Annotated in this window: 24 protein-coding genes and 1 tRNA gene; 11 read left to right on the top strand and 14 right to left on the bottom strand. The window is 72.4% G+C overall.

The window, feature by feature from the left end:
- Positions 1 to 26: 26 nt before the first annotated feature.
- Complete coding sequence (locus ABH923_RS20205; RefSeq protein WP_370057182.1) at positions 27 to 2,858, bottom strand: AAA family ATPase; 2,832 nt, start codon at positions 2,856 to 2,858, stop codon at positions 27 to 29.
- Positions 2,859 to 2,993: 135 nt separating this feature from the next.
- Here ABH923_RS20205 and ABH923_RS20200 point away from each other — a divergent pair, with 135 nt between their 5' ends.
- The 3 genes from ABH923_RS20200 to ABH923_RS20190 all read left to right on the top strand — a co-directional run bounded on the left by ABH923_RS20200 (position 2,994) and on the right by ABH923_RS20190 (position 4,362).
- Positions 2,994 to 3,242, top strand: a complete 249-nt coding sequence (locus ABH923_RS20200) for an SCO4226 family nickel-binding protein (protein WP_370057181.1) — start codon at positions 2,994 to 2,996, stop codon at positions 3,240 to 3,242.
- 30 nt (positions 3,243 to 3,272) lie between these two features.
- A complete protein-coding gene (locus ABH923_RS20195) occupies positions 3,273 to 3,494 on the top strand; it encodes a hypothetical protein (RefSeq protein WP_370057180.1) in 222 nt (73 codons plus the stop codon).
- A 64-nt stretch (positions 3,495 to 3,558) separates the two neighbouring features.
- Complete coding sequence (locus ABH923_RS20190) at positions 3,559 to 4,362, top strand: nuclease-related domain-containing protein (protein ID WP_370057179.1); 804 nt, start codon at positions 3,559 to 3,561, stop codon at positions 4,360 to 4,362.
- Positions 4,363 to 4,371: 9 nt separating this feature from the next.
- Here the strand turns inward: ABH923_RS20190 and ABH923_RS20185 are convergent, their stop codons facing one another.
- Genes ABH923_RS20185 through ABH923_RS20175 form a run of 3 tightly spaced genes read right to left on the bottom strand, consistent with a single transcriptional unit; the run spans position 4,372 to position 8,319 of the window.
- On the bottom strand, positions 4,372 to 5,244 hold the full coding sequence (locus ABH923_RS20185; protein ID WP_370057178.1) for a metal-dependent hydrolase: 873 nt from the start codon (positions 5,242 to 5,244) through the stop codon (positions 4,372 to 4,374).
- 43 nt (positions 5,245 to 5,287) lie between these two features.
- Positions 5,288 to 7,003 carry an ABC transporter permease/substrate binding protein gene (locus ABH923_RS20180; protein ID WP_370057177.1) on the bottom strand — a complete coding sequence of 572 codons (1,716 nt, stop codon included), beginning with the start codon at positions 7,001 to 7,003 and terminating at the stop codon, positions 5,288 to 5,290.
- On the bottom strand, positions 7,000 to 8,319 hold the full coding sequence (locus tag ABH923_RS20175) for a glycine betaine/L-proline ABC transporter ATP-binding protein (RefSeq protein WP_370057176.1): 1,320 nt from the start codon (positions 8,317 to 8,319) through the stop codon (positions 7,000 to 7,002). The genes ABH923_RS20180 and ABH923_RS20175 overlap by 4 nt, the downstream gene beginning before the upstream one ends.
- 369 nt (positions 8,320 to 8,688) lie before the next feature.
- Here ABH923_RS20175 and ABH923_RS20170 point away from each other — a divergent pair, with 369 nt between their 5' ends.
- On the top strand, positions 8,689 to 9,657 hold the full coding sequence (locus ABH923_RS20170; RefSeq protein ID WP_370057175.1) for a Dyp-type peroxidase: 969 nt from the start codon (positions 8,689 to 8,691) through the stop codon (positions 9,655 to 9,657).
- 140 nt (positions 9,658 to 9,797) lie between these two features.
- Positions 9,798 to 10,079 (top strand): hypothetical protein, encoded by a 282-nt coding sequence (locus tag ABH923_RS20165; protein WP_370057174.1) that lies wholly within the window; start codon positions 9,798 to 9,800, stop codon positions 10,077 to 10,079.
- 28 nt (positions 10,080 to 10,107) lie between these two features.
- On the opposite strand, the gene sufU is transcribed toward ABH923_RS20165, so the two are convergent.
- Together sufU and ABH923_RS20155 are read right to left on the bottom strand one after the other, a co-directional pair.
- A complete protein-coding gene (gene sufU, locus ABH923_RS20160) occupies positions 10,108 to 10,545 on the bottom strand; it encodes a Fe-S cluster assembly sulfur transfer protein SufU (RefSeq protein WP_370057173.1) in 438 nt (145 codons plus the stop codon).
- On the bottom strand, positions 10,542 to 11,822 hold the full coding sequence (locus ABH923_RS20155) for a SufS family cysteine desulfurase (RefSeq protein ID WP_370057172.1): 1,281 nt from the start codon (positions 11,820 to 11,822) through the stop codon (positions 10,542 to 10,544). The genes sufU and ABH923_RS20155 overlap by 4 nt, the downstream gene beginning before the upstream one ends.
- Positions 11,823 to 11,911: 89 nt before the next feature.
- Here ABH923_RS20155 and ABH923_RS20150 point away from each other — a divergent pair, with 89 nt between their 5' ends.
- A complete protein-coding gene (locus tag ABH923_RS20150; protein ID WP_370057171.1) occupies positions 11,912 to 12,109 on the top strand; it encodes a hypothetical protein in 198 nt (65 codons plus the stop codon).
- 73 nt (positions 12,110 to 12,182) lie between these two features.
- Positions 12,183 to 14,144 (top strand): collagen binding domain-containing protein, encoded by a 1,962-nt coding sequence (locus ABH923_RS20145; protein ID WP_370057170.1) that lies wholly within the window; start codon positions 12,183 to 12,185, stop codon positions 14,142 to 14,144.
- A gap of 12 nt (positions 14,145 to 14,156) precedes the next feature.
- Here ABH923_RS20145 and ABH923_RS20140 read toward each other — a convergent pair whose 3' ends face one another.
- A complete protein-coding gene (locus tag ABH923_RS20140; RefSeq protein ID WP_370057169.1) occupies positions 14,157 to 14,624 on the bottom strand; it encodes a hypothetical protein in 468 nt (155 codons plus the stop codon).
- Positions 14,625 to 14,801: 177 nt separating this feature from the next.
- Here ABH923_RS20140 and ABH923_RS20135 point away from each other — a divergent pair, with 177 nt between their 5' ends.
- The 3 genes from ABH923_RS20135 to ABH923_RS20125 all read left to right on the top strand — a co-directional run bounded on the left by ABH923_RS20135 (position 14,802) and on the right by ABH923_RS20125 (position 16,922).
- Positions 14,802 to 15,659 (top strand): hypothetical protein, encoded by an 858-nt coding sequence (locus ABH923_RS20135; protein WP_370057168.1) that lies wholly within the window; start codon positions 14,802 to 14,804, stop codon positions 15,657 to 15,659.
- A 275-nt stretch (positions 15,660 to 15,934) separates the two neighbouring features.
- Positions 15,935 to 16,396 (top strand): DUF2510 domain-containing protein, encoded by a 462-nt coding sequence (locus ABH923_RS20130; protein ID WP_370057167.1) that lies wholly within the window; start codon positions 15,935 to 15,937, stop codon positions 16,394 to 16,396.
- 31 nt (positions 16,397 to 16,427) lie between these two features.
- Complete coding sequence (locus ABH923_RS20125) at positions 16,428 to 16,922, top strand: hypothetical protein (RefSeq protein WP_370057166.1); 495 nt, start codon at positions 16,428 to 16,430, stop codon at positions 16,920 to 16,922.
- A 6-nt stretch (positions 16,923 to 16,928) separates the two neighbouring features.
- Here ABH923_RS20125 and ABH923_RS20120 read toward each other — a convergent pair whose 3' ends face one another.
- The 3 genes from ABH923_RS20120 to ABH923_RS20110 all read right to left on the bottom strand — a co-directional run bounded on the left by ABH923_RS20120 (position 16,929) and on the right by ABH923_RS20110 (position 19,285).
- The gene (locus ABH923_RS20120; protein WP_370057165.1) at positions 16,929 to 17,933 is read right to left on the bottom strand and encodes an alpha/beta hydrolase fold domain-containing protein; all 1,005 of its coding nucleotides are present in this window, start codon (positions 17,931 to 17,933) and stop codon (positions 16,929 to 16,931) included.
- A 95-nt stretch (positions 17,934 to 18,028) separates the two neighbouring features.
- Positions 18,029 to 18,100: transfer RNA gene (locus ABH923_RS20115), tRNA-Gln, on the bottom strand.
- 105 nt (positions 18,101 to 18,205) lie between these two features.
- Entirely contained in the window at positions 18,206 to 19,285 is a 1,080-nt protein-coding gene (locus tag ABH923_RS20110; protein ID WP_370057164.1) for a hypothetical protein, read from the bottom strand.
- A gap of 92 nt (positions 19,286 to 19,377) precedes the next feature.
- On the opposite strand from ABH923_RS20110, the gene ABH923_RS20105 reads away from it, so the two are divergent.
- Complete coding sequence (locus ABH923_RS20105) at positions 19,378 to 19,839, top strand: MarR family winged helix-turn-helix transcriptional regulator (protein ID WP_370057163.1); 462 nt, start codon at positions 19,378 to 19,380, stop codon at positions 19,837 to 19,839.
- Positions 19,840 to 19,926: 87 nt separating this feature from the next.
- Here the strand turns inward: ABH923_RS20105 and ABH923_RS20100 are convergent, their stop codons facing one another.
- The 4 genes from ABH923_RS20100 to ABH923_RS20085 are packed head-to-tail and all read right to left on the bottom strand — an operon-like array spanning position 19,927 to position 24,063.
- Entirely contained in the window at positions 19,927 to 20,865 is a 939-nt protein-coding gene (locus ABH923_RS20100) for an NAD(P)/FAD-dependent oxidoreductase (protein WP_370057162.1), read from the bottom strand.
- Positions 20,866 to 20,873: 8 nt separating this feature from the next.
- Entirely contained in the window at positions 20,874 to 22,391 is a 1,518-nt protein-coding gene (gene gltX / locus ABH923_RS20095; RefSeq protein WP_370057161.1) for a glutamate--tRNA ligase, read from the bottom strand.
- 11 nt (positions 22,392 to 22,402) lie between these two features.
- Positions 22,403 to 23,188, bottom strand: coding sequence for a fumarylacetoacetate hydrolase family protein (locus tag ABH923_RS20090; RefSeq protein ID WP_370057160.1), 786 nt, complete (start codon positions 23,186 to 23,188; stop codon positions 22,403 to 22,405).
- Positions 23,185 to 24,063, bottom strand: a complete 879-nt coding sequence (locus ABH923_RS20085) for a ketopantoate reductase family protein (protein ID WP_370057159.1) — start codon at positions 24,061 to 24,063, stop codon at positions 23,185 to 23,187. Before ABH923_RS20085 ends, ABH923_RS20090 begins: the two co-directional genes overlap by 4 nt.
- Position 24,064: the final 1 nt, after the last annotated feature.

Raw genomic sequence — 24,064 nt, 5'->3', positions numbered from 1 at the left:
TGGTAGACCGGCGGGCACGCCGTCCGTCAAGCCCCGCGCCCTGCCGCCCAGGCCGCGATCTCGGATCGACGGGAGGCGCCGAGCTTGGCGAGGATGTGCTCCACGTGCGTCGAGACGGTCTTCGGGGCGATGTGGAGGGCGGCTGCGATCTCCCGGTTGGTCGCGCCTCCCGCGATCTGCGCGGCGACCTCCTCCTCCCGCGCGCTGAGCGTGGACGGCTCGACGCCCTCGGCCAGCCGGGCGGCCAGCTCGTCGGCCCGGCGCTCGAGGACCGTCCCGCGCGCCCGTGTCCGCGCCTCGGCGACCAGTGCGGCGGCCTCCGCCGGGCTGCGGGTTCGGCGCGCGCACTCGGCGCGGTCCAGGATCGCGTGCGTGCCCTCCCACCAGCGGCCCAGCGCGTCCCAGCCGGCGGAGGCCGACTCCAGCAGCTCTCTGGCGTCGGAGGGACGCCGCTCGCGCAGCGCAAGGACGCCCGCGGCGTGCTGGAGCGCGAACTCGGTCCCGGGGATCCGCCGTCGCTCCACCAGGACGCCCACCCGCTCCAGCCACGACCGCGCTGCGGCGACGTCGCCTGCCGCCAGGTGCGCCCGCACGCCGGTGACCGCGAACGGGAACGCGTAGGCGGAGTCCTCGACGCGGTGCGACTCGGCCGCGCCGCGCTCGCAGTAACCGACCGCCCCAGCCGGGTCGTCCGCGAGCAGCGCCGTCTCGGCCAGCCCCCAGAGCGCGGGCGACAGCCGCTGCAGCTCCTGCATCCGCTCGCCGATCCCCTCCGCCCGGCGCAGCAGCTCGCCGGCCCGAGCGAGGTCGCCGGACGACAGGGCGCAGTAGCCGAGGACGTGCAGGGCGGTCACCTCCGTGGTGATGCCGCCCCGGCCGTCCGCGAGGGCGTGGCCGGCGAGCTCGGCCGCAGCGCGGAGGTCGCCGCCGGCCCAGCGGACGTGCGCGAGGTGCGCGGTGAGGTAGTGCGCGTCGTTCCAGCGCTCGATGCGCTCGGCGTACGCGATCCCGTCGGCCAGCCACTCGGCGCCGCGCCCGTACTGCAGGAGCACCGACGCGCTCGACCCGAGCATGCGGTACGCGCGGGCGGCCGCCTCCTCCCGGCCGTGCGCCGCGCCCTGCTCCGCCGCCCCGCGCAGCAGGTCCCAGGCGGGCTCGCCCTCCCCCGCGAACACCAGCACCGAGCCGAGGGTGGCGTCGAGGCCGATCCGGTCGCTCTCCGCGGTCAGGAGCTCCCGTGCCTCCAGGGCGACCCTGCGTGCGTCGTCCAGCCGCCGCTCGAGCATGGCGGCGGCCGCCTGCGCGGCGAGGAGGCGCCCGCGCACCTGGACGGCCTCCGCGTCCTCGTCGCCGTCGATCCAGCCGAGCGCGGCACGGAGGTCGGCCACCCGCGAGGGATAGTCGGCTCCGAGCAGGTGGCGCGCGGCGACGAGTGCAGGGACGACGGCGGCGGCCTCCCGTGCGAGTCCGGCGGCGCGATACAGCTCGATGGCCCGCGCGAGCTCGGCCTCGGCCTCCCGGTTGGCGTCGACGGCGGCGAGCTCGGCTCCCAGCCGGCGCAGGAGGTCGGCGCGGTCGCGGCCGCCCACCGCGAGCGGCATCGTCCGCTGCGAGCGGCGGTAGAGGTCGGCGGCCTCGCGATGCGCGGAGAGCGTGGAGGCCCGCTCGGCAGCCCGCCGGGCGAGTGCGTACGCCTCCCGGGCCCTCCCCGCCCGCTCGGCGTGCAGGGAGAGCAGCGCGTCGGAAAGCCCGGCGCCGGCGTCGACGACGCGGCCGTGCAGAAGGCGCCTGCGTGCGGACGGCACGGCGGAGTACACCGCGTCCCGGATGAGCGCGTGCCGGAAGCCGTAGGTGCCCGTCGCCGCGCGGACCAGCAGGTGCTGCGCCACGAGGTCGTCGAGGGCGGCCTCCCGCGCGGTGCGATCCCAGTCGTCGCCGACGACCACCGTCAGCAGCCGGACATCGGACTCGCGCCCGATCACCGCGGCCGCCTCCAGCACCGCGGACGACGCCGGGGCGAGGGTGCGCGTGCGGGCCAGCACGGCCGCGGCGACCGTCTCCGGAGCGCCGTCGGAGCCCTCGGCGAGCAGCTCCTCCACGTGCAGCGGGATGCCGTCGCTCACCGCGTGCAGCCGCTCGGTCTCCTCGGCGGACGGCTCGGCGCCGCGGATCGCGGCGAGCATGCGCGAGACCCCCTCGCTGCCCAGGCGCGAGGGTCGCACCTCCTCCGCGAGGCGATGCCCCACCAGGTCGAGTCGCCACGCGGTGGCCTCGGCCGCGACCTCCGGATCCTCGGTGCGGAAGGTCGCCACGAGGAGGCACGGCCGCTCGCGCACGGCGACCGCCACCCGGCGGAGGACGTCGAGGGTGAGCTGGTCGGCCCAGTGCACGTCCTCCAGCGCGAGGATCGTCGGCAGCGTGAGCGCCGTGGCGAGGGTGGCCGCCAGCTCGGCGACCAGGAGGCGGCGGCGGGTCGAGCGCGTCGCGTCTCGGCCTGGTCCGGGGTCGGCGCCGTCGGCCGCGTCGCCGCGCAGCACCAAGCCCCTGATCCGCTCGGCCGCGGGGCCGTCCCCGGCGTCCGCGAGCGATGCGGCGACGCCGAGCAGCAGCATGCCAGGGGTCTCGCGGTCGTCCGCGTACGCGTCGGCGTGAACCCGGCGCACAGCGCTCAGTGCGACAACCTCCTCCATCAGCCGCGACTTGCCGATCCCGGCTTCGCCGGCGATGAGCAGCAGGCCTCCGCTGCCGTCACGTGCGGCGGCCAGACGGCGGCGGGCCAGCGCGAGCAGGTCCTCCCTGCCCACGAACACCGGGCACACGCGTTCGGCGCCCCGGAACGACGCCGGCGCCGCATCCATGCGCGAAGCATAGCGCCGCGCGAACGCGTGACGCACCGGGATCGGTCGGATGACCGATGCCACCGCCGCGCCCGCGCGAGGAGACTCGGGCCGTCGCGGGGAGGATCCTCCGCGCACGAGGAGAAGGAGCCGATCATGGCACGATTCATGGACATCCACGACGGATTCGTCGGCGTCACCGAGGACCAGCTCGCCGAGGCCCACGCCGCCGACCTGGCGGTCGAGGGCGAGGAGGGCGTGCACTTCGAGACCGCCTGGCTCGACCCGGAGAGCGGCAAGGTGTTCTGCCTGTCGACCGGGCCGTCGAAGGAGGCGGTGATGCGGGTGCACGAGAAGTCCGGTCATCCCACCGATCAGGTCTACGCCGTCGACATCATGGTCTGAGGCGGCCCGGCTCGGCGTAGAGTGCGCCGCATGACGGATCGAAACGACGCGCCGGAGCCTCCCGAGTCCCGGGAGCACGAGCTCCGCGACAAGGTCTCCGGCCTCGGGGATACGCCCGAGGACGCCCTGGAGGAGATCGCGAGCCGCAACGACTCGCTCGAGGAGCGGCTGCCCGACGAGGAGCTGAGCGTCAGCGGCGGCGATCCCGACGCCGACGTGCCCCGCGGCGAGGGGGCACCCGGCCAGGGGTAGGCCGCTGCGGTCGTCCCTCACTGGGGACTGGGGCGACCTCCCGCGCGTCCGTACGCTGGCGGGGATGAACGACGACGGACGGCGCACGACGCGCATGCGCGACCGCGCCGCAGGCGCCGCGGTGATGGAGCAGGTGGTGCGCCTGCACGCGCAGGCGCCGCCGCGGTCCACTCTCGCCCGCGCCCTCGGCGCCCGGCCGATCGGCGAGGACACCGCACCCTGGTTCGCGGGCGCGCTCGGCGAGCGCGAGGTGGGCGCGGTGCTCGACCGGCTGCCGGAGGGCTGGAGCGTCTTCCACGCCATCCCGGTCGGGACGCGCCCCGACGCCTCCGGCGCGGTCTCCGACGTCGACCACATCGTGGTCGGCCCGGCCGGCGTGTTCGTCGTCAACACGAAACACCACCGCGGCCAGCGCGTGTGGGTGGGCGAGCGCGCGGTGCTGGTGGCCGGTCAGAAGCAGCCGTACCTGCGCAACTCCGACCTGGAGGCCTCCCGTGTGCGCGGCGTGCTCGCACAGGCGGGCATCGCTGCGCCCGTCACGGGCGTGGTGGCGCTCGTCGGGACCAAGGAAGTCACGGTGCGGCAGCAGCCGCGCCGGGTGCTGGTGCTGCGCGCCGAGCAGCTCGTCCGATGGCTGACCCGGCGCCCGGCCGTGCTGGACGCCGCCACGATCGCCGACGTGGCCCGGCTGTTCGACGACCCGGCGACCTGGCGACCGGTGGACTCGTCCGCCGACACGGTGGAACGCTTCGCGGTCATCGAGCGCGAGGTCAGGACCGCGCAGCTCGTGCGCGCCGGCTGGATGCTCGCGGTCGCGCTCGGCGCGGTCGCCGTCGCCCTGCCGGTCGTGTCGGTGCTGACCCGCTGATCCGGTGCGTCAGACCGGGACGGCGGTCGTCCGCATCGTGAGCGACGCCGCCTCCCCGTCGTAGTCGAGCTCCACGCGGATGGCCGCGACCTCGGCCAGCGAGTGCAGGTGTGTTCCGCCGCACGGGATGACGACCACGCCGTCCGGCAGCTCCGCACGCCAGCGCCTGCGCTCCCCCAGCCCGTCGCCGTCGCGCTCGATAGAGATGGCCACGCCCTCCCCGGCCGCCACCCATCCGGCCAGCCGCGCGTTGGCGGCGTCGGTCACCTCATCGAGCGCCGCAGGGAGCTCAGCGGCTGCGAAGCCCTTCTTCCGCAGGCTCTTGCCGATGCGGTACTCGTCCACCGACCCGTCCGGGAGGATGCGCGAGGAGGCGATGGCGAGCTGGTCGAACGCCGGCTGACCGCGCCCGTCGAGCGGGACCTCCTTCGTCCAGAGACCGGAGAGCGCCTCATCCAGCGCCAGGGATGCCAGGTGGCAGGCCGTATGGCCCAGGGAGAGCCCCAGGCGCGTCTCCGCGTCGACCGTCACCTCGGCCGAGACGCCAGGCTCGATGCCGGTCGCGTCCTCCACCAGGTGGCAGACCAGGAACGACCAGCCCTCGGTCCCGGTGCGCACGGGGGCGTCGCCGATGTGCAGCGCCGTCCCGTCGGTCGCGCCGACGACCGCGCCGACGACCGCGACGGTCCTGCCTGCGACGGTCAGCGTGCCGGTGTCGGCGGGCTGGTCCGGCCAGACCGGGTCGACCGCGTGAAAGGCGGTGCGGTCGAGGATCACCGCGCTGCGGCCGTCGGCGAGGGGCTCGACGTGCAGCACGGTTCCGGTGGAGGCGAGGTCGCCGTCGGGGTAGGTGACGACGGTGTCGCCGGCGGGGAGGGTCATCCCTCCAGCGTAGAGGCTGGAGGAATGGCCCTCTCGCGGGCGACTACTTCGTGAGCGAGTCGACGTACGCGGAGTGCGCGTTCATCCACTTCTCGACGATGGCGTCGTACTGACTGGAGTCGGCCTTGCCGTTGTACATCGCGTTCTCGAGCGAGTAGAGCATGTCCGACTTCATCCGGAACTTCTTGACCCACGTGGTGATCTGCGGGAACTTCTGCGGGAAGTCCTTGCTCGCGATCGAGTGGATGGACTCCGCCGCGCCCAGCGTGTTCTTCGGGTCCTTGAGGTCCTTCAGGTTCCACTGGTCGTACGCCCAGTGCGGGCGCCACAGCGTCACGGCGATGTTGTCGTGCTTCTTCATCGCGCTCGACAGCTCGGCGAGCATCGCGGGCGTGGAGGACGTGACGAAGTTCATCTTCCCCAGCCCGTACTCCGGGATGACCTTCTTCTGGGTCGCCTCCGTGAGCCCGGCGCCCGGCTCGATGCCGACCAGCCGGTTGCCGAACTCGGAAGAGTGCGACGCGAGCTGATCGAGCGAGTCGATCGGCGCGTTCTTGTTGACCGCGATGGTCAGCTTCGCCTCGTCGTTCCAGGCGCCCAGGTCAGTCAGGTGCGCGCCGTACGTCTTCATGTACTGGGCGTGCGTGGTCGGCAGCCAGCCGTCGAACGCGACGTCGTAGTCGCCGGTGCTGAGCCCGGCGAACGCCGGCCCGGCGTCGGCGTACTCGAAGTCCACCTGGTAGCCTTCGCGCTCCAGCACGTGCTTCCACAGGTACGACGCCGCCTCGCCCTCCGGCCAGCCGTTGAACACGGCGACCTTCACGTTGCCCTTGCTGCCGCCCGCAGTGGAGGCCGCAGTCACGGCCGTCCCGCCGATCACGACGAGCAGGCCGGCGCCGAGCACCGCGAGCGCGCGCTTCGGCATCCGCAGTCTGGCCTTGCCGACAGCGGCGGTGAGCCGGTCGAGCACGATCGCCAGGATGACGACGGCGATGCCCGCCTCGAAGCCGAGCCCGACGTCCACGCGGCTGAGCGCCTGGACGATGTCGCGGCCGAGGCCTCCACCGCCGACCATGCCGGCGATGACGACCATCGAGAGCGACAACATGATGACCTGGTTGACGCCGGCGAGGATCGACGGCATGGCGAGCGGCAGCTGGATCTGGCGCAGGATGCGCCGCGGCGGCGAGCCGAACGCGCGTCCGGCCTCCACCAGCTCGGTGTCGACGCCGCGGATGCCGAGCTCGGTGAGCCGGACGCCCGGGGCCATCGCGAACACGATGGTCGCGACCATGCCGGGCACCACGCCCACCCGGAACAGGATGAGCGCCGGGATCAGGTACACGAACGCGGGCATCGTCTGCATGAAGTCGAGCACCGGCCGGATGATCGCCGACGCCACCCGCGACCGCGCGGCGAGGATACCGAGCGGCACGCTCAGCGCGATCGCGATGGCCGAGGAGACCAGCACCAGCGCGAGGGTGTCCATCGCGTTCGGCCACTGGCCGATCCCGGCGATGAGCAGCAGCCCGAGCACGGTGCCCGCACCGAAGACCCAGCCGCGCAGCCAGACCGCGAGGATCGCGACGATGAGGATGACACCCCAGAACGGCGGCGTCTGCAGCGCCCAGTCGACGCCGTCGTACATCCCGGTGAAGACCAGGCGGATGACGTCGAACAGGCCGCCGAAGGTGGTGGTGACGAAATCGACGACCGCAGTCGCCCACTCGCCGAGCGGGATCAGGTGGGCCGTGTTCACGCGACCACCTCCGCCTCGTCCGCCATGACCGGGATGGGGTCGCCCCCGGCGGACTCGCGCAGGGCCAGCGTCATCGCGTCCACCGGCACGGTGGCCGGAGGCTCGACCACGACCGGGATCTCGGTGGTGTCGCTCGTGACGTTCCCGAGCGCCGCGAGCAGGGTGACCCGCGGGATCACACCGAGCAGGCGGCGTTCGTCGTCCACCACGGCGAGCGGGAGGGCGCTGCCGACGGCGGGCTCGACCAGCTCGCTCAGCACTTCGTCGCGGGACACCGTCGCGATGTCCGCGTCGATCGCCTCGGTCAGGTCGCCCTGCCCGTCGCGCACCTGGCGCATCACGTCCCGGTCGCGCACGGCCCCGAGCAGCCGCCGGCCCTGGCCGACGACGAACGCGGCGGAGGTCTGGAGGTCGCGCATCGTCCGCATCGCCGCGCGGGGTCCGCCGGCGACGGTGACCAGCGCGCGCGCCGGCTCCATGACGCTCGCGGCGGTCAGCACGCGGGCGCGGTCGACGTCCTGCACGAAGCTGGCGACGTAGTCGTTGGCGGGGTCGGTGAGGATCTCCTCCGGCGTCCCGGTCTGGACGATCCGGCCGTCCCGCATCACGGCGATCCGGTCGCCGAGGAACATCGCCTCGTTGAGGTCGTGCGTGATGAAGACGATGGTCTTGCCGAGCGAGCTCTGCAGCTCGAGGAGCTGCTCCTGCATCTCGCGCCGGATCAGCGGGTCGAGCGCCGAGAACGCCTCGTCCATCAGCAGGACGTCGGTGTCGGCGGCGAGCGCCCGGCCGAGGCCGACGCGCTGCTGCATCCCGCCGGAGAGTTCGCCGGGGAGCTTGTCGCCCCAGCCGCCGAGCCCGACCAGCTCCAGCACCTCGGCCGCGCGCTCGCGGCGCTCGGCAGCGGACATGCCGCGCACCTCCAGGCCGTAGGCGATGTTGTCGAGGACCGTGCGGTGCGGCAGCAGGGCGAAATGCTGGAACACCATCGAGATGTGCTGCTGCCGGACGGCGCGGAGCTTGGCGCCGGCGAGGCCGGTGATCGTGGTGCCCATGACCTCCACCTCGCCCGCGGTGGGCTCCAGGAGCCCGTTCAGGATGCGGATCAGGGTGGACTTGCCCGAGCCGGACAGTCCCATCACGACGAAGATCTCGCCGCGCTCGACGGTCAGGCTCGCGTCGATGACGGCGGCCGTCCCGAGCCCGGCGACGTCCTTCCTGCTGGCGCCCTGCCGGAGCCGGCGCACGGTCTCCTGGGGTTTGCGTCCGAAGACTTTGAAGATGTTCCTCGCCTCGACGGCGATCGTGTTGCTCACAACGTGTCTCTCCGCGGTGCGCGATTCGCGTCTGGTGGACACGCGCACTCTGGTCGCGCCCGGGCCGACGACATGCGGCGACGGAGGCATGACTCGAGCGCGGGCCTTCCGCGCGAATCACCGTCGCTGGCGCGACCATCGGGGTGCGCCCATGCCAGCCGACCGTACGATCCTGGCGGGGCCACCGGTGCGGCCGCACGGCCCTGATCGCGGGCTGGTTCACTTCGCCCGCGCCGAGTCGTTCGGCGCACGAAGCCCTTCGACGCTATCAGTGTCCTTGCAGCGACCGCGAATCGAGAGCGGGTGAAACCGCGTGCGGCGACCCGGATGGACCTACCGCGGAGTGCGCGATTCCGGCAGAGTGTGCGCATGGCGAACTCCACCGGCGATCACCCCTGGCAGCGCGTCCCGATCGAGCCGCAGAGCGTCGACGCGCCGCTCTCCAGCGCGGCCGTCTTCCTCGTCGTCGCCGTCGCGGACACGCCGGATGCCGCCGCGACCGCGCGGGATGTGGTGGCGAACATCTCCGACATCGTCAAGACGGTGGGCTTCCGCGACCTGGGCGCCCACCTGTCGTGCAACATCGGCGTCGGCGCGGAGTTCTGGAGCAGGCTGACCGACGTCGCGTCGCCTGCCGAGCTGCACCCGTTCCCGGAGATCCGGGGCGCTGTGCACACGGCGGTCTCCACGCCTGGCGACCTGCTGTTCCACATCCGGGCCGAGCGCGGCGACTTCTGCTTCGAGTTCGAGCGGCAGCTCCTGGACGCGCTCGGCGACGCGGTGACGGTGGTGGATGAGGTGGTCGGGTTCCGTTACTTCGACGCGCGCGACCTCCTCGGCTTCGTCGACGGAACGGCCAACCCCACCGGCGGCGACATGGCGGCCGCCGCGATCGTCGGCGACGAGGACCCGGCGCACGCCGGCGGCAGCTATGTCGTCGTGCAGAAGTACCTGCACGACCTCGCCTCCTGGAACCGGCTGCCCGTGCCCTCGCAGGAGGGCGTGATCGGCCGCACGAAGGTGGAGAACATCGAGCTGCCGGACGTCGAGCACGGCCAGAAGGCGCACAAGACGCTCAACACGATCACCGACGAGGACGGCGTCGAACACGACATCCTCCGCGACAACATGCCGTTCGGGAGGCCGGGCCACGGCGAGTTCGGCACCTACTTCATCGGCTACTCGCGTGAGCTGTGGGTGATCGAGCGGATGCTGGAGCGGATGTTCATCGGCGACCCTCCCGGCAGCCACGACCGCATCCTGGACTTCTCGACGGCGACGACGGGGACGACGTTCTTCGTGCCCACCCGGGGTTTCCTGGAGGGACTCGGCGACTGACGGCGGCGGGGGACGGCGGAGGTGACGGCGCGGGTGAGCGCGCGTGGTGCCGGCCCTGTGACGCCGCGTGACGCGCGACCGCGCAACAGGTCGTCATCTTCATGGCGACCGATGGCGGCGGCAGGGTACAAAAGGCCATCATGTCGCGCATCTTCACGAGCAAGTTCAACCCGGGCCGCGCCCGCTGGGAGCTGGTGGTCAGCCCGCGCGGCGATGTCTACGCGTTCCCGCTGACGCTGCCGATCGCCCAGCGGCAGGCGCTCGGCGGCCACCGGCGCTACCTGGTCGGCAAGGTCGCGAAGAAGCAGGAGACCTGGACCGCGGCCGGCCCGTCGGGGCTCATCTACGGCACCACCTTCCCGACGCTGCCCTCCGCCCTGGAGGCCATCGCCGACGAAGTCGACCTCGCCCCCGTCCCCTGACCCTCCCGCCCCCGCCGAGGGCGGTGAGTTACGCGGACTTGAGGAGGGCGTCCTCTAGGGCGACCCACGGGAGCATCGCGCACTTGACGCGCGTGATGTAGCGCGAGACCCCGGCCAGCGCGACGGCGTCGCCCAGCAGCTCCTCGTCGCCCTCCAGCGCACCCTTGGACTGCATCAGCTCGCGGAACGCCGCGATCGACGCGGCCAGCTCGGCACGGTCCGTGTCGTGCACCAGGTCGCTGAGCAGCGAGGCCGACGCGGTCGAGATCGAGCAGCCGTGGCCCTCCCAGCTGATCGCGTGGATGCGGCCGTCCGCGTCCGGGTGCACGCCCACCGTGACCTCGTCGCCGCAGGTCGGGTTGTACTGGTGCGAGCTGGCCGCAGCGTCCTCCCGCAGGCCGTAGCCGTGCTTCTCGCGCGCGTGGTCGAGGATGACCTGCTGATACAGGTTCTGCAGATCGCTCATCGGTCGATCACTCCGAAGAAGTCGCGCGCGTCGGCGACAGCGGCCACTGCCGCGTCCACCTCGTCCTCGGTGTTGTAGAGGTACGAGCTGATCCGGGTGGAGGCCGTCACGCCGAATCGGCGGTGCACCGGCTGCGCGCAGTGGTGGCCCACGCGCACCGCGATGCCGCGGTCGTCCAGGAACTGGCCGACGTCGTGCGCGTGGATGCCGTCCACGACGAAGCTGGCGAGGCCGACCCGCTCGACGTCCGGGCCGGGGCCGAGCACCCGCACGCCGGGGATGGCCGCGAGCCCGGCGAGCATCCGCGCGCCCAGCTCCGCCTCGTGCTCCTCGATCGCCGGCATCCCGACCGCGTCGAGGTAATCGACCGCGGCGGCCAGCGCCACCGCCTGCGACACCCGCTGCGTGCCGGCCTCGAAGCGCTGCGGTGCCGGCAGGTACTCGGCGTGGTCGAGCGTCACTGTGGTGATCATGGAGCCGCCGGTGAGGAACGGCGGAAGCGCGTCGAGCAGCTCGGTGCGGCCGTAGAGGGCGCCGATGCCGGTCGGGCCGAGCATCTTGTGGCCGGAGAACACCGCGAAGTCCACGCCGAGCTCCGGGAGGTCGACGGCGAGGTGCGGGATGGACTGGCACGCGTCGAGCACGGCGAGCGCGCCCTGGGCGTGCGCCAGTGCGACGAGCTCGGCGACCGGGTTGATCGCGCCGAGCACGTTGGAGACGTGGGTGAACGCGACGACCTTGGTTCGCGGTCCGACCAGCTCGGTCGCCTGGTCGAGCCGCAGCAGCCCGTCGTCGGTCAGCCCGATCACGCGGAGGGTCGCGCCGGTGCGCGCGGCCAGCTCCTGCCACGGGATGAGGTTGGCGTGGTGCTCGGCTTCCGTGACGACCAGCTCATCGCCCGGGCCGACCCGGAACCGCTCGGCCGCCGCGCCGCCACGGCCGGCGGACGCGTTCGACATCCCGTAGGCGAGGAGGTTCAGGCCCTCGGTGGCGTTGGAGGTCCAGACCAGCTGCTCGGGGCGGGCGCCGACGAAGCGGGCCACGCGGGTGCGGGCGTCCTCGAACAGCTCGGTGGCCTCCCCGGCGACGGTGTGGGCGCCGCGGTGCACGGCGGATGTGTACCGCTCGGCGAAGTCACGTTCGGCGTCGAGCACCTGCCGGGGCTTCTGCGACGTGGCTCCGGAGTCGAGGTACACGAAGGGGTGCCCGTTCACCTCACGGGAGAGGATCGGGAAGTCCGAGCGGAGCCGGACCGGGTCGAGGATGTCGGTGCGCATACTGTGCTCAACGCTACCGGGGTTCGCTGCAATCCCGCCGTGCGTGAGACGCCGGGTGGCGACGGCCGGCCGCCGGTAGGCTCGGAGGCATGGTCGAACGGACGAACGGGTCCCCGTGGTTCTTCATCGTCGGCGTCCTGCTCGTCGTCGTGGGGCTCGCCGGTCCGCTCCTGGTCGACGCCGCGACGGGCGACGTGCAGTGGGCCGTCCGCGGCGTCGGGGTGCTCGTCGCGATCGGCGGCGGGGTGCTCATCGGGTTCGGGCTCCGGAGGCGCCGGGGACGCTGAGCCCGGCGGATCGTGGACGCAGGCGCGGCGAACAGTGCTGGACGCGGCCGCGGATGCGGCGTAAATTCGCGGCGTGCGCTCTCGGCTGCTGGTGCCCGCGGCGATCGTCGCGGCGATCGCTTTTCCCGCGCTGCTCGCATCGCCGGCCTCGGCGGCGACGACAGGCCTCTGGGCGGGCTGGAGCACGACAGGAACGAACTCCTTCACGGTCCAGGTGGCGAACACCCCGGCGATCACCGCGAGCGTGACGACGGACTCCCGCCAGGGTCAGACCGGGGTGATCAGTGGCACGTCGACGTGGCTCGGCGTCGGGACGCCGGTCGGCGCGAAGTACGGCTCCAGCCAGGGCAGGCCCTACCTCAACCTCCGGCCCAAGGCAGACTCCCCCACCGCGCCGTCGACGACCACCTACTCGTTCGCCACGCCGACCCCGACTTCCGGCTGGACGTTCGTGCTGGGCGATATCGACGCCGACAAGGTGCAGGTGCGCGCGATCGGGCCGGACGGCGCGCTGCTGACGGCGGCGCAGCTCGGCTACCGCGGCGGGTTCAACTACTGCGCGCCGGGTGTTGCAGGCAAGCCGTCGTGCACCGGCTCCGCGACCGACATCCCGAACTGGGATCCGGCGACCCTCACCCTCACGGGCAACGCCGCGGCGGCGGACACCAACGGCTCGGCCGGCTGGTTCGAGCCGAACGCCCCGATCTCGGCGCTGACCTTCATCTACACCCAGCGCTCCGGATTCCCCGTCTACCAGACCTGGTTCGCCTCGCTCGCACGCGACATCACCGGGACGGTCACGGCCGCGACCGGCTCGCCGGCCGGGGCCACGCTCACCCTGCGCGACGCAGACGGCGCCGTCGTCGCGACCACGACCTCAAATGCGGGCGGCGGCTACTCGTTCACCGGCGTCCAGGCGAGCGACGGCTACACAGTCACGCTCACGCCTCCAGCCGGCTCGATCGCCGACGGAGCGCGCACGAAACCGGCGGACCTGTCCGCCGCCGACGCGATGGTGGACTTCGGAATGCACGTCATCGTCCCGGTCGCCGTCGGCGGCACCGTGCGGGACAAAGGAGGCGACCCCGTCCCGAACGCGACCGTCCAGCTCGCGCCCGGCGTCACGACCACGACCGGTCCCGATGGCGCCTATCTCTTCGACACCGCGGCCGTCGGCACGTACCAGGTGCAGGTCGTCGGCGTGCCCGCGGGGTACACGGTGGTCGGCGGACCGGTCGCCGTCACCGTCCCCGCCGGATCGGAGACCCCGATCGGCGGCGTGGACTTCGCCCTGCGCGCGAGCCCGGACCTCTCCGGCCGGGTGACGGACGCGGGCGGCGGTGTCGCCGGCGTCGTCGTGACGGCCACTTCCGCCGGCGGATCGATCAGCGCGGTCACCGAAGCGGACGGCACGTACCGGCTGCCCGCACTCGCAGCAGGCGACTACACCGTGACCGTCGCGGCGCCGCCCGGCTACGGCGTCAGCGGCCCATCGAGCCGCACCGAGACGGTGACGACAGCCGACGTGACCGGCGTGGACTTCGCACTCACCCGCTCCGGAGCGGTGGAGGGCACGGTGACCTCTCCGGCCGGGCCGGTCGCGGGCGCGGAGGTCGGCATCCAGGGACCGGGCGGGACGATACCGCTCACCACCGGGGCCGACGGGACGTATGCGGCGGGAGGCCTCGCCGCAGGCGTGTACACGATCACAGTGACCCCGCCCACCGGATTCGTCGACGCCGGGACCGGGCAGCGCACCGTCACGATCACCGCTGCGGGCGAGTCGGTCACGGGGCAGGACTTCGCGCTGGCGGCGGTCGCCCCGCCGCCCGCGCCTCCGCCCGCCGCGTCGGGTGGCGCCGCGTCCGGTGGCACCGCGTCCGGTGGCGCGACCTCGACGACGGGCGAGCTCGCGGACACGGGTTCGGACGCCGCCCCCGCCGTCGTCATCGGCGTGCTGGCGATCAGCGCTGGATCGGCGCTCACGATCGCCGGCCGTACGCGCAAGGCGAAGGCAGGCGACCAGGCGCGGTGAGCCGCCGCCTGCCTACTCCGCCGCCGCCCGCGCCAGGTCGCGCAGCTCGACCAGCCGCCCCGCAGCGCCGCCGTGCCCGCCGCGGATCGCGATGTGCTGCCGCGCCGGCGGCGTGAACGCGGCATCCAGCGCGTACGTCACCATCAGCAGGTAGAACCGGAGCAGCCGCGAGGCGTCCGCCCGCAGCGGCTCCTGCTCCGGCTCGCAGATCATCCCGTCGAGCCAGCGCGAGAGCTGGGTGAATGCGATCCGCAGCCGGAGGCCCTGCCGTGCATCCGCCACCCCCAGCCGGCGGTCGGAAGGCCGCACCCCGACCGGGTGACCCGGCTCCCCCGCCACGGCGCACCGCTCCAGGAGGCTCTCGGCGGCCGACAGGTGCGAGACCGCCTCCTCCAGCACGGCCAGCAGTGTCAGCGCGCTCAGGCCGTCCTCGGCCAGCGCGACGGAGTCGGCGCGGCGTGTCCTGGCGAACCACCCCATCGGGCGCCTCCCTCCTGCCGGCCTCCTGCTGAAGTGGGTCCGATTGTACGCTCGTACCCCCGATGTCCGACCGGATCAAGGTCCTATCCCCGGGGCCGGAACGCGTCTACGGTCCGCTCCGGCAGATCTGACGACGCGCCCGCCGCTCAGGCGGGTGAAAGTGGAGGAGACAGCGAGATGACGGACCGTAGACCCCCAGCGGACGAACCGACGGAGACCCGCGCGTACGAGCCGGGGACCCGGGCGTACGACGCGGCGCCCGCCGACGCGACGGCGACGAGCGCAGGCGCGCACCGGGCGGCCGGTGAGCCGATGGAGGACGGGATCGACGACCCCGCTCCCACCCGCCGCGTGGACGACCGCTCCCTCGACGAGGAGCCGGTGGACGAGTACCCGCGGGCCGCCCGCTACCCGAGCGACACCCAGGAGGAGACGGACGAGGCCCTCCGGGTGGACGGCAACCGCACCCTCCGCGAGAACGTGGTCGCCCGCGAGCGCAGCGAGTTCGGCGGCATGAAGTTCGGCGCGGCCTTCTTCGGCTGGCTCACCGCGACCGGAATGGCGGTCATCCTGACCGCGCTGGTCGCCGCGGCCGGCGCCGCAGTGGGGTTCGGCGCGTCGGGCGGCAGCGGTAACGCCGCCGCGAGCGAAGCCAACAAGAACGCCGCGACGATCGGCGTCGTCGGCGCGATCGCGCTCGTGGTGATCGCGTTCGTCGCGTACTACTGCGGCGGCTACGTGGCCGGCCGGATGGCCCGCTTCGACGGCGCCCGCCAAGGCCTCGCGGTGTGGATCTGGGCGATCATCATCGCGGTCGTCGTCGCCATCCTCACCCTCATCCTCGGCGCCCAGTACAACATCCTCGGCAACATCAACGGCTTCCCCCGGATCCCGCTCGACGAGGGCACCGTCACCGCGACCGGCATCATCACCGCGGTGGCCGTGGCGATCGTGAGCCTCGCGGGCGCCGTGCTCGGCGGGGTGGCCGGCATGCGCTACCACCGCCGGGTGGACCGCGTCGGGCTGGGGAGCTGACCGGGACGACGTTCGGGTCTCGAACAAGAGAGGTGCGGCCGGTCTCATCCCGTCCTGTGGATGAGATCGGCCGCACCGTCACCCGCATCATGGAGTGACCTTCGGTCTGCGGAACCCCCGTACCGCTATCCCGGTAGAAAGATTGTCCTCGCCGAGGGTTACCAGCAGGTGAACCGCAGCCTGTGACTACCCCCAGAACGGGTGCTTCAGGCTGAGGATCCTCCGATGCAGGCACGACGGGCGATAGTGTCGGTGCACCCCGATCGAGGAGCCCGATGAGCCAGTTGCCGCCGCCCGGCTGGTACCCCGACGCCGACACCCGGTTCCAGCGCTGGTGGGACGGCCTCCGCTGGACCGACGCGGTCCGCCCGCTGGCGCCCTCCGCGCCGGTCGCCGGCCCGCCTCCGGGCAACGGTTTCGCCACTGCGTCGCTCGCCGGGGGCGTGGTCGCCGCCGCCGTCGTCGTGCTGGCGCTCGCCCTCGGCGGCGGCATCGACCCCCTCCTCGCCCTGCTGATCCTGGCCGGCGTCGGCCTGTCCGTCGGCTTCGGCATCCCGGGGCTGGTGCGCGCGCGGCGCCTGGCGCCGCACGTCGGCCGGGCGCGCGTGATCTGGGGGATCTGCCTGAGCGGCGCGGCGCTGCTGGGGTGTGTGCTCGCTGTGGTGATGGTGTTCGGCGCGACACCGGTGAACGGCGGGAACAACGCGGACGCCGCCGCGATTTCGACGACGGCATGAGCCGCCGAGTGACCTCGATGTGGAGAACGAGATGACCGAGAACCCTGAGACTCCTGCGCCCGTGCAGCCGGACGCGTCCTTCGCGCCCGTCGAGCCCGGGTGGGCGAACGCGCAGCCGCCGGCCGGTGCTTTTCCGGCGCAGAATCCCGCGCCGACGCCCGCGCCCGTCGCTCCGAAATCGCCTCGGCTGGGCCGGGTGGCGATGATCATGGCGATCTGCGTCATCAGCGTGTCGGTGCTGGCCTCCGTGCTGCAGGGCCTGTTCGGGACGACGCTCCGCACCTACAGCACAGGATCGAGCGCCGGCTTCAACCTGAACCCTGACCAGGGCGGTTTCGGCATCCAGATGCTCCTCGGCTCGGTGTTCGGCATCTGGGCCCTGACCCAGGGAATCGTCGCAGTCGCCCAGAACCGCGGCCGCCGCAACGGCATCGTCGCCATCGTCCTCGCGGGCGCCGCCCCGATCGTCAGCCTGATCGTGTGGATGGCGCTGGGGTTCGCGTTCGGGCATCACGTTCAGGGGTGAGAGGCGTCAGCCTAAGTACCGATTGAAGAACGCGACCAGGTACTGCGGCGTGAGGGCGACCGGCTGCGCGGCGGTCTCGTGGCCTCGGTCGGTGGATTGCGTTTGCGCGCCCGCGTTCACCTGGGTGTCGTTCAGGAACTGCATCGCCTGACCGTGCTGACCGTTCGGCAGAAGGACGAGTTCCGCCCGTCCTCGAGCTCGTTGGACCGCTTGGTAGAGCAGGAGGCTGTCCTGCCACGGCACCAGTGTGTCCTGCTGACCGTGAAGGAGGAGGAGTGGCGGGTCGTCGGCGGAGACATAGGTGATCGGGTCGGCGGCGGCCACGCGATCCGGGCAGGTCTGGATGGGGCAGCCGAGCATCGCCGAGAAGAACTGGTCTGCGGCAGCGCAGGCGGTTCCAGCCGGGGAGCAGGGTGTGGGCAGGTAGTGGTCCGCGCTCAGGAAGTCGGTCGGCGGGTAGAAGGCTGCGGCGGCCTGAACCCGGCTGGAGACGCCGGCGACCCCGACGTCCCCTTCGAGCGACGGGACGTCCCCGGTGACGGCGGCCATGACGGCGGCCCAGGCGCCGGAGGAGTCGCCGGCGATGCCGAATCGTCCGGGGTCGAGATGGTAGCGCTCGGCGTTGGCGCGCAGGAAACGGACCGCTGCCTTGATGTCGGAGAGCTGCCCGGGGAAGGTGGTCTCGCTGCTGGAGCGGATGTCGACGCCGGCGACCGCGTAACCGTGCGGGGTGAAGATCTGCGCGAGCTGTCCGGCCGTGTTCGCGCCGGTGTCGTCGAGCCACGCGTTACCGCCTGACCAGATGATCACGGGCGCAGGCCTCGTGCTGTCGCCAGGCAGGTAGAGGTCCAGGAGGTGGCCCGCCGTCCCGGGAGGCTGCGCGGGGGCATAGGCGACGCTGTCGATGCCCCGTGGCGTGGCCGACTCTCGCGCGGGCGGCGGTTGAGCGCACCCGGCGAGCAGCACCAACGAAGCCACCGCCGCGACGGCGATGCGGCACCAAGCCGACATGGCCGCATTCTCCTCCCCGACCGCTGTGTGTGCATCGCTGGGCCGGAGAAGCAGAAAGCCCCGGATTCACCGGGGCTTCGTCTGAATTCTTACTGCTGGGGTACCTGGACTCGAACCAAGAACAACTGAACCAGAATCAGCCGTGTTGCCAATTACACCATACCCCAAGGGCTTCGGACCGTGGTCCGGGCACGAGATACAACAATAGCCTATGCTTCGCCGCTTCCACAAAACGCGGGAAGGCCGGGCGAGCCGTCGCCCGGCCCGCCCGTTCACGCCGCGACGGTGGCCGTCTCCTCCTCCTCCGCGGTCGCCTCGATCGTGTCGTCGGCGGCCCGACGACGGCGCACCGTGAGCAGGTGGCTGACGCCGATCAGCGCCAGTCCCGCAGTCGCCCACAGCGCCAAGCGCAGGCCGTCGAAACCGAACTGCTGGCCGGGGAGGTAGGTCAGCGCCCGGGCGGAGTCCAGCCACGCGGCGCCCGTCCAGAACGTGCTGAGGCCCGCGAAGAACGGCGGCTGCATGTTCTGCGGGAAGATGCCGCCGGAGGTCGTCACATTGAGCATGACGAACAGCAGTGTGAGGACAGGGGTGGTCCAGCGGCCGAGCATGGGGTGAAGGCCGACGCCAATCGTGATGATTCCGAAGGTGTAGAGGGCGCCGAGGAGGCCGATGCTCCACTCGTTGCCGGCGAGCACGTGGAAGAGCGGGCCGGCCACCACGGTGGTGATCGCGGAGACGACGACGGCGGTCGCGGCGGACACGGCGATGCGCCAGCCGATGCCGAGGCGGCCGGCGACCGCGGCGATGGCGATGGCGCTCGAGTAACCGCCGACGCTCATCGCCACCATCATGAAGAAGAGCCCCTGGCCGGTCATGTCGTTCGCGGGCACCGGGCGCACGTCGTCGATCGCGACCGGCAGGTGCTGCTGGTACGCGATCGGGAGCAGGAGCTCCTGCGCGGCGGAGGCCCCCGCCGGGGACGCGGCGGTGGACACGATGATCGTCGCGTGTGTCGCGTCGGTCGCGTACGCCGCGGAGAGCCTCCCGTCGGCGACCTCCGCCCTGGCCTTCGCCGCCGTCGCGACCGTGCTGACGTCGAGCGCGTTGGGGGCCTTGTCGTTGAGGGACTGCGCGAACACGTCGGCCGCAGGGCCCTGGCCGACGATCCCGACGGGGATGTTGTTCGGCTGGGCCGCGTGGAACGCGCCGAGGTAGGCCAGCGCCATCCCGGCCGCAAGGAACAGCGGGATGACGATGTGCGACCCGAGCGTCTTCCAGAAGGCGGCGGCCGGCCAGAATCGCGGCGGCCGGGCGACGGCGGGGATGGGGGTGATGCGGTGCGCGGACATGCGGCGGGTGGACCCTTCGTGGATTGAGTTGCAGAAAGCAACGTACGATACTTCGTTGTATTGTGCAACTCTGATTCCGGTAGGGTGGAGGGATGACGCCCCCGACAGCGCCTGACAGCCACGACAGCAGCGGCCGCGACCCCATCACCCGCGTGCAGCGCGAGCTCCTCACACTCGGCCGGCGCGGGACGGCGCGCGTGCGGCGGGAGGACGAGGCGCTCTCCGTCGTGGACCGCTCGCTCCTCACCTACATCCAGGAGAACCCCGGCTGCCGGGCCATCGACATCGCGACGCACTTCCAGCTCAACCGCTCCACGGTGTCACGACAGCTCGCCACCCTCCTGGAGCACGGCTACGTCGTCGCCGACGAGGAAGTGGCGGGAGGTTCGCGCGGCACCGCCCTGCGGCTCACCCCCGCGGGCAGCGCCGCCTTCGACCAGTCCACCCGCACCGTGCTGGACTCGGTCGCGCGGCGGCTGGCGAGCTGGTCGTCGGCCGACCTGGAGGCCTTCGCGCGCATGCTCGAGCGCTACAACGCCGCGCCCGACGAGTAGCCCGCCGAAACCTTCGATCGAGGGGCACGTAAACGCCCCTAAAACCGCGTTTTCGGGGCGTTTACGTGCCCCTCGGCGGTGGCGGGGCTAGAGGACGGCGTCGTCGTTCAGCGCGATCCCGATGAGGTCGCGGTTGACCGCGGCGGCGACGACGGCTCCGGAGCCGGCGGCGACGATGAGCTGCTGCGGCCCGGGCGCGGTGGTCTCCCCCGCCGCGTACACGCCGGGCAGCGACGTGCGGCCGTGCGCGTCCGTCACCAGGTAGCCGTCGGTGTCCCTGTCCAGGTCGAGCGCGTCCGCGAACGACAGGGCGGGAGTCCACACCGGCCGGACGAACCCGCCTGCCCGCGGCACCACGGTCCCGTCCGCGAGCCGGACGCCGGTCATGGCGCCCTTCTCCCCCACGACGTCCTCGATCGGCCGGCGCTCGACGCCGACGCCGAGACGCGCGAGGGCGCGCTCCTCGTCGTCGCCGACCGGCGCGACGCCGTTGGTGAAGACGATGAGATCGTCCGTCCACTGGGTGAGCAGCAGTGCGCGCTCGGCGAGGTCCGCCGTCTCACCGATCAGCGCGAGCGGCTCGCCGGCCTTCTCGAAGCCGTCGCACTCCAGGCAGCTGTGCAGCTGGGTGCCGTAGAAGGCACGCAGGCTCGGGAGGGCGGGCATCGTCTCGGCCACTCCGGTCGCGATGACGACCGTGGCCGCCACGGCGTCCACGTCGGCGGCGCCGCGCACGCCTGTGCCGCGCACACGGAAGCCGTCCGCGTCCACGGTCACCGAGTCCACCTGCGCGAACACCACGTCGGCGTCGTCGTAACCGGAGACCTCCTCGCGGCCGAGTCGGCGCAGCTCCGCAGGAGGCACGCCGTCGCGGCTGAGGAAGCCGTGCGCCTGCAGCGTCGCCGCGTGGCGCGGCCGGTTGCCGTCCACGACGAGGACCCGTCTGCGCGCCCGCGCCAGGTTGAGCGCGGCGCTGAGGCCGGCCGGGCCGCCCCCGACCACGATGACTTCGACGCTGACGCCCACCGCGGGACCTAGCTCAGGCTCGCCGACAGCGCGTCCAGCCGGGCGAGCGACTCGGCCTTGCCGAGGATCTCCATCGACTCGAACAGCGGAGGCGACACCCGGCGCCCCGAGACGGCGACGCGCAGCGGCCCGAAGGCGACGCGCGGCTTGAGCCCGAGCGCCTCCACCAGGGCGTCGCGCAGGGCGGCCTCGATCGCGTCATGCGTCCAGCCGTCCTCCGGCACGACCTCGAGCGCACCGAGCGACGCGGCCAGCACCTCGCCGGCGTTGTCGGGCAGCGACGCCCGGGCGTCGTCCTCGACGGTCAGCGACGCGGCGTCCGTGAACAGGAAGCCGAGCATCCCCGGCGTCTCGCCGAGGAGCTGCACGCGCTCCTGCACGAGCGGTGCGGCGTCGGCCAGCACCGCGCGCTGGGCGTCCGTCAGCGGCTCGCTGAGCACTCCGGCCGCGACCAGGTACGGGATGGTCCGCTCGGCGAAGTCGCCGACCTCCAGCAGCCGGATCTGGTCGCCGTTGATCGACTCGGCCTTTTTCTGGTCGAAGCGGGCCGGATTCGGGTTCACGTCGGCGACGTCGAACGCGGCGACCAGCTCGTCGATGGAGAACACGTCGCGGTCGTGGGTGAGCGACCAGCCCAGCAGCGCCAGGTAGTTGACCAGGCCCTCCGGGATGAAGCCGCGGTCGCGGTGGAGGAACAGGTTCGACTCCGGGTCGCGCTTGGAGAGCTTCTTGTTGCCGGCGCCCATCACGTACGGGAGGTGGCCGAAGCGCGGCACGAAGGTCGTCACCCCGGCGTCGATGAGCGCGTGGTACAGCGCGATCTGGCGCGGGGTCGAGGACAGCAGGTCCTCGCCGCGGAGCACGTGCGTCACACCCATGAGCGCGTCGTCCACCGGGTTCACGAACGTGTAGAGCGGGTGGCCGTTCGGCCGCACGACGACGAAGTCGCTGAACGAGCCGGCCGGGAAGGTGATCTCGCCGCGCACCAGGTCGTCGAAGCTCAGGTCGTCGTCCGGCACGCGCAGGCGCAGCGCGGGCTCGCGGCCCTCCGCGCGGTAGGCGGCCTTCTGGTCCTCGGTGAGGTCGCGCTCGAAGTTGTCGTAGCCGAGCTTGGGGTCGCGGCCGAGCGAGACGTTGCGCGCCTCGATCTCCTCGCCGGTGGCGAAGCTCTCGTAGATGTGGCCGGAGGCCTTCAGCCGCTCGATCAGCTCGCGGTAGATGTCGTACCGCTGCGACTGCCGGTACGGCTCGTTCGGGCCGCCGACGTCGATGCCCTCGTCCCAGTCGAGGCGCAGCCAGCGCAGCGCGTCGACGATCATCGCGTACGACTCCTCGCTGTCGCGCGCGGCGTCGGTGTCCTCGATGCGGAAGATCATCTTTCCGCCGGTGTGCCGCGCGTACGCCCAGTTGAACAGGGCCGTGCGGATCAGGCCGACGTGCGGGGTGCCGGTGGGCGACGGGCAGAACCGGACGCGGACGTCCGCTCCGGTCGCGGTGGAGAAGGGGTGCGGATCGTTGTCAGACATCGTTGGAAATCCTACTTGGGTGTGCGCACCGGATTCACCAGCGAGCCGACGCCTTCGACCTCCACCTCGACGGTGTCGCCCGCGACGATCGGCCCGACCCCGGCCGGGGTCCCGGTGAGGATGACGTCGCCCGGCAGCAGGGTGAAGACGCTCGACGCGTAGGCGATGATCGACGGGATGTCGTGCACCATCTCCGAGATGCGCGCCTCCTGCTTGAGCTCGCCGTTGACCCGCGTGCGCAGGAAGGCCTCCGGGTTCAGCTCGGTCTCGATCACCGGTCCGAGCGGGCAGAAGGTGTCGAAACCCTTCGCGCGCGTCCACTGGCCGTCGGACTTCTGGAGGTCGCGGGCCGTCACGTCGTTCGCGACCGTGTAGCCGAAGATGTGCTCAGCGGCCCTCTCGGCAGGGACGTGCCGGGCGATCTTGCCGATCACGACGGCCAGCTCGCCCTCGTACTCGACCTGCTGAGACTGCGGAGGCAGCAGGATGGCATCGCCCAGGCCGATCACCGCGGTGTTCGGCTTCAGGAAGAGCAACGGCTCCCCCGGAGCCTCGCTGCCCATCTCGGCAGCGTGCTCGCGGTAGTTCTTTCCGACCGCGACGACCTTCGAGCGCGGGATGACCGGCGCGAGCAGTGAGCCGACCTGGCCGAGCGGCACGCGCTCCCCCGTCGTGTCGAAGCCGGAGAACATGGGGTCGCCGGCGAGGACGACCAGGGCGTCGTCGTCGACGATGCCGTAGTCGATGACCGGGGACTGCTCGGAGGGACGCGTGTGGCTGAACCGTGCGATCTTCACGCGTTCGAGCCTAGCGCCGCGACGATCCGGGCGATGGCCGGGGTGGGGATCCCGTGCCGGGCTCCGCTGCGCAGCAGCGCGCCGCCGATCGCGTCCAGCTCGTTCGGGTGGCCGTCGGAGAGGTCCTCCTGGAGCGAGGTGCGCATCCCGCCCGGCACGCTGTGCAGCACGCGGACGAGGTCGAGCGCCGAGGTCGGCACGCCCTCCGCGGCCGAGCACGCGACGATCTCGGAGACGACCGCCTCGGTCAGCTCCGGGTCCTCGCTGAGCGCGGGACCGGCCGACTGCCGCCAGTAGGAGGTCAGCAGCGCGAGCGCAGACAGCAGCCGGAACTTCGCCCACAGCACCTCGGCCTCCGTGCCGCCGACCTTCACCCGCGGTCCGGCGTCCGCCAGCGCACGGACGGACGCGAAGCCGCCCGCGGCCTCCGGCGCCTCGATGTTCACGAACGGGCTGCGGTGGTCGATCACCGTCGTGGAGGCGCGCAGGGCGGACACCGCGACGGACGCGCCGGCCACCGGCACGCCGGGCAGCGCCTCCCGCAGCGGCCCCATGTGCTCGACGCCGTTGAGGAACGACACCACCTCGCTCGGCCGTGCCGCTGCGATGCCCGGGAGGACGTCCTCCAGCCCGTACGCCTTGGTCGCCACGATGACGCTCGCGCCCTCCGGAACCTCGGTGGCGGCGGAGACGCGCTCGACGCCGTCGCCGAAGGTGGCGCTGCGCACCTCGATGCCGTCGGCGCGGATGGCGGCGACGGTCGCCGGACGGCCCACCGCCACGACATCGTGACCCGCGCGGGACAGCAGCCAGGCGAACAGGCCGCCGACGGCTCCTGGACCGACGACGGCGAAGACGGGTTCGGATGCGCTCATG

The organism is Leifsonia sp. EB41 (genome assembly GCF_041262565.1).
In the GTDB taxonomy this organism is placed as follows: domain Bacteria; phylum Actinomycetota; class Actinomycetes; order Actinomycetales; family Microbacteriaceae; genus Leifsonia.
Note: the sequence above shows the minus strand (reverse complement) of the source record. Positions and strands in the feature narration are given on the sequence as shown.